The organism is Pandoraea bronchicola, from assembly GCF_902459805.1.
Classification (GTDB): Bacteria; Pseudomonadota; Gammaproteobacteria; order Burkholderiales; family Burkholderiaceae; genus Pandoraea; species Pandoraea bronchicola.
The window spans coordinates 75004-88414 of the sequence record NZ_CABPST010000005.1 but is presented as its reverse complement, the minus strand read 5'-3'; the positions used below and the strand labels follow the sequence as shown (position 1 = coordinate 88414).

Below are 13411 nucleotides of genomic sequence, written 5' to 3'. Positions count from 1 at the left end.
CGGACATCCCGGACATTCAGGCCTCAGGCCGGCAGCCGAATACCCCGCATGTCGCGCAGAATCAACTCGCCCGCCCGAAGCATCTGCTTGAGCTGATGCACCACCTGCTTGATTTCCTGCACATGGGTTTCGGACGCGTCGGGTTGCTGCTCCTGCGCGACGACCAGCGCATCCAGACGCCGTGTGTAATCGCGCATCGCCTCGCTCGCGGCTTGCGTGTCGGTCGGCACCGACGCCGCCGGCGCCGCCACCGCTTGCGAGAGCAGGTCGCTGATCGCCGCGACGACCTGTCCCAGCTCACCGCTCTTGTCTGCCGCGATCTGACGCGGCAGTACATCCGCCATGCCGGTGATGTACGACGCCATCACATGGTTCTGCACCAGAAGATCGTTGAGTTCGCCGACCGAGACCTGCTTGGACTTCGGCTCGAGCATCATGCGTTTGAAGGCCGCGCCGAAATTCCCGAAGGCGATGTGCATATCCTTGCGCGCCATGCGATAGGCGAAGTCATCGCGCTTGCCCTCACGACCGGCGCACGATTCGAGATAGGCGCGCGTCGACTGCACGGCCTGCCGGATGAGCGGCCCCATCAGCCGGTATTCCCAGTACGGGAACAGGTACGAGCAGACCAGCGCCACGGCCGACCCGATGAGCGTGTCGATGGCGCGCTCGCCGACCACGGACAGAGACCCGGGCAACAGGAAGTGAAACAGCAGCAGCACGTAAGACGACATGAACACGACCGACAGGCCGTAGTTGAACAGCGACAGGCTGTTGCCCATGACCATGCAGAAGAACATGAGTGCGAGCAGCACCCAGGGCTTGTGTACGAAGGACAGAATGAGCAGCACGCTGACGCAGCCCACAAGCGTGCCGGTCAGACGCTGGGCGTTCTTCTGCTTGGTCAGGCTGAAGCCGGGCTTCAGAATCACGATGATCGTGAGCAACACCCAGTAGCTGTGCGCCTGCCCGGCAAGCAGCGACCAGTTCTCGCAGATGATGAGCCCGGCCGAAATCGCGATCGTCACCCGCAACGCATGGCGAAAACTCGGTGACGAAAAAGTCAGATTCTTCCAGAGCAATTTCGGAGAATAGCTCTGTCGCGAAGTGAAGCGAACGAGCGCCTGATCGATCTGCACTTCGGTCGCCGAGCCGGCCGTTGCGAGATTGGTGTTGCGGTGCATGCGCTCCACGATACGCGTGCTGCTCCACACGCGACGGAAGGTGTTGGTGAGTGCCTGATATGCCTCTGGCGCACGCTGTGGCAGCAACTGCTTGCGCATCAATTCGATCTCGTACTCGATGGCCCGGAATTCCGCGCGCCAACTGCGCTGGGCCCGCGACGGCTCATTGGTGGCGATGGCGTAACCGATGGCGTCCACTTCGTTCGCGATCTTGCGGACCATGTCGCGGAAGAACAGGAGCACGTCATTGTTGGCGAACTCCCGGCGAAGCATTGGATAGTCGGTGTGTACCGACACCACCACCTCATGCAGATCGACGATGTTGATGAACAGGTTGAACAGCATCGTGCGACGCGGTTCGAGCTTGCCGATGCGCAGGCGCGGCAGATTGCGAAGAATGATCTCGCGCGCGGCCTGCTGCTTTTCCACGACATTGACCTGCGCGGCGATCAAACGCCGATAGCAATCATCGATATCGGTTGTTGTGTCGTAGAACGCCGCCTTGGCTTCCAGATACTGCGCCGTGACGAAGAAACACTCGGCGAGGGTCTGCTGCTCGATGCGAAACCACCAGACGCGGCAGACAATGAGACTGAAATAGGTGTACCAGAGACCGCCCGCCAGAACGGCACCGGCGTCGAGCACTGCCTGATGGCGCGTCAGATCAGCCTCGACGTTGAGCACCATCATCATCAGGCAGGCGAAGCTCACCAGCGAGGCGCGATAGCCATAGATCACGAGCATCGACAGACCGAAGGTCAGAATCAGCGAGGTAATCCAGAGCTGCCACGGCTGCGCGGCGGTAGCCATGCCGGTGATCAGCACGGTGAGGGCGCCGAGCAGCGTGCAACTGAGCAGTTCCGTGTGCTTGTGACGCAGCGGCCCGTTGATGTCGACCACGCTCGCGCACAGAGCCCCCGAAGCGACTTCGATGCCGAGCAGGTGCTGGTCCATCCCCCAGAAGAGCACGAGGGCGGGCAGCACGACCCCCACTGCCTGACGGGTGCCGGTGAAGAAGTAATGGCTATATAGGAATTTCTTGATATCTGTCTGGTAGTCCATGCGTCGGGTGCGAGGGTTCCGCAGCAAAGCCGGCCGCGCGATGGGGGCGCGGCGCATTGAGAGTCTAGCCGAAGCCCCGCGCGCCGCGAAGAGGGGATACCGCCGGTGACAAGCGGTGCGAGGACGTGCTTGCGAGGCGGCGCGACGCCGGTGTCACTCATGATGGGGCAGGTTTTCGGATCTGCCCGATCGGCTTCGCCGCGGTGCTTTTGCTATGCTTGCGAACAGACTCGCTCAGCCGCCACGCCCGCATGCTCCACCTATTCTTCTCCAACCGGTTCACCACGCTCGAAGCCGCGCTGCTGCGCGATCTCGCCCAGGCACCTGGCGGTGCCGGTGAATCCGGCAATCCGTTCGAGACGGAAACCATCGTCGTGCCAAGTGTGGCGGTGCGGCGCCGGCTCGAACTGGACTATGCCGATGTCTTCGGCGTGTGCGCCAACGTCCGTCTGACGTACCTCGCCCAATGGCTGTGGGACATGGCAGGCAAGCTGCTCACGGTGCCGGAGAGTTCGCCGTTTGCGCCGGACCGTCTCGTCTGGCCGCTGTACCAATGTCTGGCGCAGCCGTGGGTCGCGGCCTCGCCTCGTCTGGCGGGCTATCTGTCGGGCGCGGACGATGTGATGCGCTTCGAGCTGGCCGACCGTCTGGCACACCTTTACGACCAATACCTGACGTACCGGCCGAACTGGCTCGAGCGGTGGCAGTCCGGCGACGTCATCGAGCCGGGGGCGGCCACGGGCTGGGGGGAGGTTCAGCGCGATGACGAAGCGTGGCAGAGCGCATTGTGGCGGCAGGTGCTGGCGCATCTCGATATTCGCGAGCGTCACCCGACGCTGAGGGCTATCGACCGGATCGAGCAACTGACGCCGCAGACCGTGCCTGCCGGATGGCCGTCGCGCGTATCGGTGTTCGCGCTCTCGTCGATGCCGCCGCTGTCGATGGTGTTGCTCAAGGCGATGTCTCGCCTGATCGACGTTCACCTATACGTGCTCAACCCGTGCGAGAGCTACTGGTTCGATATTGTGCCGCCGTCGCGTCTGTCGTATCTGATGCGCCGGGACGGGGCGGCCCACCGGGAAGTGGGGCATCCGTTGCTCGCCGAATGGGGCCGGCAGACGCAGTCGCACATTGACGCCCTGTACGCCGACCTTGCGCCGCAAGCCGTGGAGGACCGGGCGCTGTTCCAGCCCAATCCCGCGCCGACGCTGCTCGCCGCTCTGCAAAACGGCATTCTCTCGCTGGACGACGGCCGCTATGGGCCGCCCGAGGGTGTCGGTGCCGACGGATCGGTGCAGGTGCATGTATGCCACAGCCTCGCGCGTCAAATCGAAGTACTGCACGACCGATTGCTGGCGTGCTTCGACGAGATTCCCGATCTGCGTCCCGACGACGTGCTGATCACCGTGCCGGATCTCGGCCGGGCGGCACCGCTCATCGATGCCGTGTTTGGTACCGCGACGCCGCGCATCCCCTATCTGGTCACCGGTCTGCCGCCCACGCGGACCAACCCGGTGGCCCGCGCCTTTGCGTCGATTCTGGCGTTGCCGCAGCAGCGCGTGGCGGCGTCGAGTCTCGTGGAGCTGGCGCGCACCGAGGCTGTGGCCCAATGCTACGACCTGGGCGGCAACGCCCTCGACGCCATCCAGAACTGGCTTCACGCGGCCGGTGCCCGGCGCGGCTGGCGTGGCGATGCCCTGCTGCGACTCGATACGCCGCACACGGCGGCAGCATCGGCAGCCGAAGCCGGCGTGGCGCCCGCGTTGGAGCGGCACACGCTGGGCGATGCCATGATGCGTTTATTCCTTGGCTACGCCTTACCCGACGACGCGATGCCGGTGGATGACTGGCTGCCTGTCGGGGGAATCGAAGGGGGACGTGCCGAACTGCTGGGCCAATTGGCGCGACTGATCGACGATCTCGATGCGACAGCCGTGGCGTTGCAAACCGAACGCACAGGGCTCGGGTGGCGCGATCAGTTGCTGGCCATGCTGGAACAATTTTTCTCCGACGAACCGCGTTTTGCCGACGATGTCGCCGAAGTGCGCATGGCCATCGAGCAAATCGGTTCTGCCATTGCCGACGGCGCGCCTGAAGTGCGGGTGCCCGTGGAAGTGGTGGCACGCGTGCTCGCCGATGCGCTCGACGACCCGACCCGTGGCGGCGTGCCGTCGGGACGGGTGACGTTCGCGGCGATTCCGAGTCTGCGGCTGCTGCCGTACCGTGTCGTGTGCATGCTCGGTATGGACGACGGCGTGCTGCCGGGGCGTGTGCGGGCCGACGAATTCGACTTGATGCGTGCGCTGCCACAGCGAGGCGATCGCCAGCGCCGCGACGACGAGCGCAATCTCTTCCTCGATCTGATGCTGAGTGCTCAGGATCGCTTTCTGATGACCTACACCGGGCGAAGTGTGCGTGACAACGCGCCGTTGCCGCCATCGACCGCGGTGGACGAATTGCTCGACTTCACCGGGCAGTTTCTTGCCCCGGTGTCGCAAGGGTACAGCCTCGAGGACCAGCGCGAAGCGCGCGAGCGTCTGGTGGTGTTGCATCCGTTGCAGCCGTTTTCTCCGGCATATTTCGACGGGCACGATGCGTCCCTGTTTAGTTACGACGCGTCCAATGGCGAGGCGGCGCAGCAGTTGGCGGACCAACTGGCGTCTCCCGCACCGGAGGCTCCCGCCGTCCCCTTCGTGCGTGAGCCGTTGCCTGCGGTCGCACAAACCCATCTGACGCTCGATGACCTGCTGCGCTTCTGGCGTCACCCGGGCAGAGCCTGGGCGCGCGACAGGCTGGGCCTGTCGCTAGGCGAGATGTTGACCGAGGTTGAAGACGAAGAGCCTTTCGCACTCGATTGGGCCGGACGCGATGCGCTCGCGGCGCGTTTGCTGCCGCGGCTCTTGCGTCACGATGGGCGCGATGTGCGCACGCACACCGACGCCATCGAGCGCATTGCGAACGTGAGTCACGAGTTGCCGGGCGGGGCAACAGGTGCCGTCTGGCGCCGAAGGGAACTGGGCGGCCTGCGTGCATTGGCGACGCAGGTGAGGGAGGCGCAAGCCGAGGGCACGCAGGAGCTTCTGGTGACGCTGCCGTTGAAACCTGCGTTGCCGCCGTCGTGGCGCGAGTCGACAGATACGGAATGGCACGGTGACGCCACCCTGTCTGCGGAATGCCTGTTGCAGGGGCGTTTGGCGCCGGTGTCGCGTTACGGGCTGGTGATGTATCGATACGGCAGCATGCGTCCGAGCGACCTGCTGGCTGCGTGGCTGGCGCATCTCGCGCTTTGTGCGCATCTTCAACAACCCGGGCATGCCGGGTTGGATGTGGCGGCCAGAACCCTCTGGTACGGGGAAGACGAGACGTTTGCCTTGCGTGCGGTGGATGACGCGGCCACGCTGCTGGGGCAGTGGGTGGCGTTGTATCGGCTGGGGCAGACGCGACCGTTGCCATTCTTTGCGCGCAGCGCCTGGAAGCTGGCGAGTACCGGCAAGCCCGGTGAGGCCGAGAGTGCGTGGCTGGGTTCGGCCTTCGCGCGCGGCGACGCGGACGACCCCTACACGCGACTGATCTGGCGGGGCGTCGCCAACCCGCTGGCATCGCCATTCGATTGGCTCGCCAACACGATATTCGGTCCGGTGGTGCAACACCTTGAAGTCGTGGAGGGCGCATGACGCAGCTCATCGACCTCGATGTCTTCGGTTGCGATCTCGACGGCGTTTGCCTCATCGAGGCGTCAGCCGGTACCGGCAAGACCTGGAACATCTGTGCGCTGTACGTGCGCTTGCTGCTGGAAAAGCAACTCACGGTCGAGCAGATTCTCGTCGTCACCTTCACCAATGCCGCCACAGCCGAGTTGCGTGAGCGCATCCGCGGGCGGCTGGCCGGACTGGTCGCTGCGATGGCGCCGGTTTTCGGTGAGGACGACGACGCGGCAAACGAAGACGCAGAAGACGAATTTCCGGACTTCGATCCCGATGCCAGCGACGATCCCCTGTTCAACGTGATGATCGCGGGGTTGATCGATCGCGGTGAGATGGCGCCGAAGGCCATTCGCGACTGTCTTCAAACCGCGTTACGCGCGTTCGATCAGGCATCGATTCATACGATTCACGGGTTTTGCCAACGCGCCCTCGCAGAGGTGCCATTCGCCGCCGGGTTGCCGTTCGCCTACGAACTGGTGCCGGACGACAACGGCGTGCGTCACGATCTGGCGGTCGAATTCTGGCGACGTGTGGTTGAACCGCTGGCGGCGCAGGACGACGGTTTCGCCGCGTGGCTGGTGGATCGCAAACGCTCGCCGGGCACGCTCACGGACCAACTGGCGCGCCGTCTGAAGAAGCCGATGTCTGAACTGCGTTGGCCCCCAGCGGTGGACGGCGACGCGCAAACGTCGCCCGACTCGGCATTGCTCGCGACTTATGCGGTGGCCTCCGACTGCTGGGAAGCCGAGGCCTCGGTGATTGCAGATCTGATGCGTGCCGCATTGCCGTCGTACAAGAAGAACATCTATCACGAGACGTCGCTCGCCCAGGCCGTATCAGCATGGCAGCGCTACCTCAATGCACGCGACGCAGGCGCGCTGCTGAGTCCCAAGGCGGAACTGCTCACGACGACGCGACTGGCCAAGGACATCAAGAAGGGCGAGACGCCACCGGATCACCGGTTCTTCGAGATGGCCGACGTTCTCGTGCGCGCGCGTGCCGACGCCGACGAGCGTTACGCGATGCAATGGCTGCGGATTCTGCGCGAGTGGCTGACCCAGGCTCCCGATCAACTGGCGCTTCGCAAGCGTGAGTTGCGCGTGGTGTCGTTCGACGATCTGCTTGGCAATATCGCGCGCGCGCTGACCCAGCATCCCGATCTGGCCGACGCCTTGCGCGCCCGATATCCCTGCGCATTGATCGACGAGTTTCAGGATACCGACCCGCTGCAGTTCGCCATTTTCAGTGCGGTGTATGGGCAGCGGGCGACATCTGCGCCGGACGAGACCCCGGGACCGATGTTCATGGTCGGCGACCCGAAGCAGGCGATTTACAGCTTTCGGGCGGCGGATCTCCACACGTATCTGGCCGCCCGCGAGAACGCCGACGCGGCATATACGCTCGCCGTGAATCAGCGCTCGACGCCGGCCATCATCGAGGCGGGCAACCGTCTGTTCGGGGCCAACGATCGGGCGTTCGTGCTCGATGGACTCGAATACCCGCCGGTGCGTCCGGGGGCTCGGCGGCGTCCGCCGTTCTCCGATGTCCGCGAGGTCGCCGACTTCACCGTCTGGTGGCTGCCGGACGACGACGAACCGCTGTCGAAGGACGAAGCGCAACAAGCCTGCGCGCGTGCCACGGCCGCCGAGGTGGCGCGCTTGCTCGCGGGCGCGTCACGCCACGAGGTACGCGTGGGCGAGCGGCCGCTCGCCCCGGCCGACATTGCCGTGATCGTGCAGACGCACCGGCAGGGGGCGTTGATGAAGGCGATGCTCGCGGAACATGCCGTAGGGAGTGTGGAGCTGACACAGGACTCCGTGTTTGCGAGTGAGGAAGCGGAAACGCTGCTTCGCGTGCTACGCGCGGTGGAGTCACCCGGCGACGTGCGTGCGCTGCGTGCGGCGCTCGCCACCGAATTGTTCGGGCTCGATGCAACGGCCCTGTATCGCATGCAGACCAGCGAAGCCTCCGATGCGGAAGCGATCGCGTGGATCGAGCGATTGCAACGCTATCGTCAGTTGTGGAGCGACCGCGGCTTCTCGGCAATGTGGCGCACGCTGATGCGAGAGCTGGGGCTGGCGGCACGTCTGGTTGCGCAGTCGGGTGGCGAACGGCGTCTGACGAACTTCATGCATCTGGCCGAGCTTGCGCAGGCACGCTGGGCGGAGCAGCCGGGCATGCCTGCACTGCTGCGCTGGCTGGCATCGCAACGCAATGTGAGTGGCGGCGAGGAAGCCCAATTGCGACTCGAGTCGGATCAGAATCTTGTGCAGATCGTGACCGTTCACAAATCGAAGGGGCTCGAGTACGGCGTGGTTTTCTGTCCGTTCCTTTGGGACGGTGCGGTGCGTGACGGCGGAAGTCTCGATGGACTTGAGTATCACGACGGCCCGACCGCGGTCATCGACTTCACAGACGCGGCCGGCAAGGGCTCACCGGCGGCGGCCGCGCTACGGCAGGAGCAGTCGGCAGAGCAGGCGCGGCTGTTGTACGTGGCGCTCACGCGTGCGGTTTATCGTTGCTATCTGGCGGCGGGCATTTACTCGTCGCGCCGGAGCGTGAAAGAGGCATGTGGCGGCATGCTGAACTGGTTGGCCGCGGGACAGGGCATGGCGTTCGACGCCTGGATCACCTCGACGGTCGATACCGACGAACGGGTGGCGACGATCCGGTCGGCGTGGAAGGTATTGGCTGGGGGCCCTCTGGCCGTCGTGCCGCTGCCGACAGGCGCTGCACTGGATGCCGGTGCGCGCGTCGTGCACGACGCGGCACCCGAAATCACCACGCGTGCCAGTACGCGGGCTTTGCGTGAAGTCTGGCGCATTGGCAGCTTCTCGGGCCTGTTGGCCGGCATGCACACAGGGCCGCAATTAGGCGGCGGTCAGCTCAGTGCGCCGGAGCGCACACGTCCCGACTACGACGCGCAAGCGAATGCCGGGCCGACGTTTGCTTTGCCGCCGGAGGGCGACGATGCCTGGCCGCCGTTGGACGACATTCTTCGTTTCCCGCGCGGCCCCGCTGCCGGCGAGAGTCTGCACCGTGTGTTCGAACTGGCCGACTTCCAGTCGCGCGCGCAGTGGCCGCATGCTGTCTCGCGAGCGCTGCGCGAGCGTCCGCCGGGGCGCGGTGCCGAACACAACGATACGTGGCGGGCCATGATGATGAACATGCTGGCTGACACCCTTGCGACGCCGCTGCGTCCCGGCCTGCATCTGGCTGACGTTGCGTTGACGGAGCGGCTCACCGAAATGGAGTTCACGTATCCGGCCGATGCCGTGTCGCTGGATGCGTTGCGTGGCTTGTTGCGCCAGTTCGGATACCCGGATCTGCCGCTCGACGCTACGGTGTTGCGTGGCTACCTCAAGGGCTTCATCGATCTGGTGTTCCGGCATAGCGGTCAGTGGTGGATTCTCGACTGGAAGTCGAACTACCTCGGCACGGCACCCGAGAACTACGGCGCAGACGGCCTGCGCGAAGCGATGGCCGAGCATGGCTATCACCTCCAATACCTGCTCTATACCCTGGCGTTGCACCGCTATTTGCAGCGGCGTATGCCTCACTACGATTACGACCGCGATATGGGGGGCAGCCTCTACCTCTTTGTCCGGGGCGTTCGGCCTGACTGGGCCAGTGCGCATCTGGCAGGTGACGATGTGCCGGGGGTCTTCTTCGACAAGCCGTCGCGAGAGATGGTCGAAGCGCTCGACCGGTTGTTCGCTGCGGGCGAAAACGCGGCGCTGGCACAAGCGCTGTCGCTTGACGCGCGCAATGGTACCGCTGCCGCCGACGGGGAGGGCGCATGAGCGATATGCGTCATATGGGAGATTCGTCCAGTGCCTCGCTGGCCGATAGCGGTGTCGTGCGGCTGGCTCAGGGGTTTGCACGCCGAATGGCGCTGCTCGCGCGCGGGCATGGAGCGGAAGACGTGACGTGCCGCTATGTCTGGCGTGCCGCGCTTGCGGTGAGTCTCGCCACGGCGGAGGGTCACGTCTGCGTGCCGCTCGATAATCTGCTGGATGCGCAAGCCAGCGGCGAACTGTTTCCCGGCGATGCACCGGCCTTGTCCGTCTGGCGTGATGCGCTCTTCGCCAGCGGCTTGTGCGCCCCGGCCAATCTCGCGTCGGCGCTGGCGGGCGACGCGCAGTCCGACGCCTTCCCGTTGCTGCTCGACGATCAGGATCGGCTCTATCTCGCGCGATACTACGGTTATGAGGCTCGTCTGGCGGCGGCGCTCGGGCGCAAGTTATCGCTGAGCGCGCGTACGCCGGTGACGTCGGAAGACCGCGCGCGTCTGAGGCGCTACTTTGGTGAGGGCGTGCTCGCCTCGCCGGAAGGGCAACGCGAACCCAACTGGCAAATGGCGGCAGCAGCACTTGCCTTGCAACGCTCGCTGGTGGTGCTCAGTGGCGGCCCCGGCACAGGCAAGACGACCACGGTAGTGGGGTTGCTCGCGTGCCTGCTGGAGCGCGATGCCAACCTGCGGGTGGCGCTCGCGGCGCCCACAGGCAAGGCGGCGCAGCGCATGCAGGAGGCCTTGAGCGCGCGGCAGGATCTCCCGGAATCAGTACGTCAGGCGCTGCCTGACGCGGCGGTGACGTTGCACCGGTTGCTTGGCGTCTTGCCCGAATCTGCGGAACAGGTCGGCCGTCGCTTCCGCCACCACGCGGGCAACCCGCTGCCCTACGATCTGATTGTCGTGGATGAGGCATCGATGATCGATTTGTCGATGGCCACGCAGTTGCTCGAAGCGGTGCCTGAAGGCGCACGTCTGATCCTGTTGGGGGACAAAGACCAATTGGCAGCGGTCGAGGCGGGAGCCGTCTTCGGGGAACTGAGTGCACAACGTGCGTTTTCCCCGGACATGCGCTTGCGCCTGTTATCTGCCCTCGAATGGCCTGCGAACGAACCGCCCCGGTCAGGGCCGCTGGCGGCAAGCGCCAACGGCAAACAGGGCGTGGCAGGACCAGACGCGCGAGCGTCGCAGGGTCTCGAAGACGCCGTCGTGTGGCTGGAGCGCACCTATCGATTCGGCGCTCATTCGGCCATTGGCCGTCTGGCCACCGCCATCAAGGCGGGCAAGGTCATCGAGGCGCGCAAGGAGTTCACCCTCCCCGACAGCGAGCGCGATACGCGCTTGGCCGCCGCAGGATCGGAATGGGGGGCAGCGCGAGCAGAGAGAGAGCCGAGAGGGGATGAGGCGGGCGCAGACCGCGTGATGCTTTGCGAGGATGGCGGCATACAGTTGTCACCCGCCAATCTGAGCGCGCTGGCCGACGGCTATTCGGCGTATCTCGATGCGCTCGCGGAAGCGGTGACGACGATCGGACAACTTGGCGACCCGGCGGCGGCGACCCCTGCCGATATCTCCATGGTTGCGCAACCGGTATTCTCGGCGTTCGGCCAGTTCCGCGTCTTGTGTGCGACCCGAGGCGGACGGCGAGGTGTCGAGTTCCTCGGCGCGCAACTCACGGCGCTGCTGGCCCGCCGGGCGGGAGCCGCGCTCGGGGCGGGGGGCGGCGCGTGGTTCGCGGGGCGCCCGGTGTTGGTGACGCAGAACGAGTACGCGCTGAACCTGTTCAATGGCGATATCGGCATCGCGTTACCCCTCGGCCCGTCCGGCACGCTGCGTGTGGCGTTCGCGACGCCGGACGGCGCGTATCGCCTCTACTCGCCCGCTAGCCTGCCTGCGCATGAAACGGCGTTCGCCATGACGATCCACAAGTCGCAGGGTTCGGAATTCGAGCGCGTGGCGATGGTGCTGCCGGAGCAGGCGAGCCGGGTGCTGTCGCGCGAGCTGATCTACACGGGGGTGACCCGGGCACGTCGTCAGGCATGGCTTTACGCGCCGTGGCCGGTGATTGCGTCGGCCATCGCGCGGCCGACGCAGCGCGATGGCGGATTGACCGACCGGTTGAGGGAGGTATTGGCTACGATGCCGGCTTCGACGCTGCGATAGCGGCCTCGGCCACCGAGCCCAAACGTGTGACGAGTAACTGGTCGATCTTGTAATTGTCGATGTCGACCACTTCGAACTTGTAGCCGGCAGCCTCGGTCGCTTCGGATTTTTTCGGAATGCGCTTGAGCTGATAAATCATGAACCCGGCGATGGTTTCAAACTCGCCTTCGCCGGGAAGTTCGTCGATATCGAGCGCCTTTTTCACGTCTTCGACCGAGGTCACGCCGTCGACGAGCCACGAGTGCTCGTCGCGTTGCACGATCTGATCTTCGTCGGCAGGGTGAATGACGTCGCCCATGAGCGCGCCCACGATATCGTTAAGCGTCACCACGCCCACGACCAGACCGTATTCGTTGATGATGACGGCAAAGCCCTCGCGGGTTTCCTTGAAGCGCGCAAGCGCTTCGGACAGATTGAGCGTGTCGGGAATGACCAGCAGTTTCTTCGCATAGAGCCGATCCAGATTGCGGATCACGCTCGACAGATCTTCGCTGGCAATACGCTGGAGCAAATCCTTCGAGTCGACGTAGCCAAGCACGTTGTCGATCTCGTCGCGGCACACGAGATATTTCGAGTGCGGGCTTTCGATCATCTTCTGGCGGATGCTGCGCTCGTCTTCCGCGATGGTGAAGTACACCACGTCGTCGCGAAACGTCATGACCGAGCCGACCGTGCGCGATTCCAGCTCGAACACGTTTTCGATCAAGTGGAGTTCCTGTTTGCGGACCACACCCGCTTGCGCCCCTGCGCCGACCATGGCCGCAATGTCTTCCGAGGTGATGTTCTCGATGGCATGGGTGGGGAGCTTGAACATGCGCAGGAATATGTTCGCCACCCCGTTGAACAGATAGACGAGCGGGCGCAGGACCTTCAGGCATAGCAGCATCGGATCGATGATGGCCGTGGCGACCCGCTCGGGATTGACCATCGCGAGGCGCTTGGGAATCAGATCGGCGAACTGGATGAAGGCGATCGTGATGAACAGGAACGAGCCGATGCCGGAGAGCCGCAAGGCGAGCGCCTGATCGGTAAACGTCGAGAGCCAGCCGAACAGGTAACTGGTCAGGAAGCTCTCGCCCAGCACCCCGCCAAGCACGGCAACCGCATTGACGCCGATCTGCACGACGGTGAAGAAATTGCCGGGCTGCTCCTTGAGCGCGAGCACCTTGACGGCCTGCAGGTCGCCTTTTTCCATGAGCACCTGCAGCTTGGTGCGTTTGGCGGCGGTCAGAGAGATTTCGGCGGCGGAAAAGAAGGCGCTCACCAGAACCAGCAAGAAGATACTGAAAAGAAAACCGTAACCACTCATATTGTTATCCCTGAAAGTGCGAGAGCGGGTACATTGCCGCGACGCAGGCCGGACCCGTTCGCACGGGGAAGGGGCCGGTAGCAGGGAAACATTTCAAAACAAGGCCGGTGGGCCATCATTTTGAGATGCTTTCGGGCGGGAGCGCGGGAAGCGCGTCCCCGTTCCGGTGCCAACGGCGAGCGAAATGTGCCGTGTG

5 protein-coding genes are annotated in these 13411 nt (G+C 64.6%); 3 read left to right on the top strand and 2 right to left on the bottom strand.

Annotation, left to right across the window (positions count from 1 at the left end; translation table 11 throughout):
• Window positions 1-23 precede the first annotated feature (23 nt).
• Window positions 24-2246, bottom strand: coding sequence for an FUSC family protein (locus tag PBR20603_RS11935; RefSeq protein WP_150559750.1), 2223 nt, complete (start codon window positions 2244-2246; stop codon window positions 24-26).
• A gap of 251 nt (window positions 2247-2497) precedes the next feature.
• Between PBR20603_RS11935 and recC the strand changes: the two genes are divergently transcribed.
• The 3 genes from recC to recD are packed head-to-tail and all read left to right on the top strand — an operon-like array spanning window position 2498 to window position 11906.
• A complete protein-coding gene (recC, locus tag PBR20603_RS11930; protein WP_150559749.1) occupies window positions 2498-5920 on the top strand; it encodes an exodeoxyribonuclease V subunit gamma in 3423 nt (1140 codons plus the stop codon).
• Complete coding sequence (gene recB, locus PBR20603_RS11925; protein ID WP_150559748.1) at window positions 5917-9753, top strand: exodeoxyribonuclease V subunit beta; 3837 nt, start codon at window positions 5917-5919, stop codon at window positions 9751-9753. Before recC ends, recB begins: the two co-directional genes overlap by 4 nt.
• On the top strand, window positions 9750-11906 hold the full coding sequence (gene recD / locus PBR20603_RS11920; RefSeq protein ID WP_150559747.1) for an exodeoxyribonuclease V subunit alpha: 2157 nt from the start codon (window positions 9750-9752) through the stop codon (window positions 11904-11906). Before recB ends, recD begins: the two co-directional genes overlap by 4 nt.
• On the opposite strand, the gene paeA is transcribed toward recD, so the two are convergent.
• Window positions 11878-13215 (bottom strand): polyamine export protein PaeA, encoded by a 1338-nt coding sequence (gene paeA / locus PBR20603_RS11915; protein WP_150559746.1) that lies wholly within the window; start codon window positions 13213-13215, stop codon window positions 11878-11880. The two genes, recD and paeA, sit on opposite strands and share 29 nt — an antisense overlap.
• Between the last annotated feature and the right edge of the window lie 196 nt (window positions 13216-13411).

Bases quoted from the DNA above. Each gene is read 5' to 3' on its own strand.
- PBR20603_RS11935 (WP_150559750.1), bottom strand. From the start codon at position 2,246: ATGGACTACCAGACAGATATCAAGAAATTCCTATATAGCCATTACTTC.
- recC (WP_150559749.1), top strand. From the start codon at position 2,498: ATGCTCCACCTATTCTTCTCCAACCGGTTCACCACGCTCGAAGCCGCG.
- recB (WP_150559748.1), top strand. From the start codon at position 5,917: ATGACGCAGCTCATCGACCTCGATGTCTTCGGTTGCGATCTCGACGGC.
- recD (WP_150559747.1), top strand. From the start codon at position 9,750: ATGAGCGATATGCGTCATATGGGAGATTCGTCCAGTGCCTCGCTGGCC.
- paeA (WP_150559746.1), bottom strand. From the start codon at position 13,215: ATGAGTGGTTACGGTTTTCTTTTCAGTATCTTCTTGCTGGTTCTGGTG.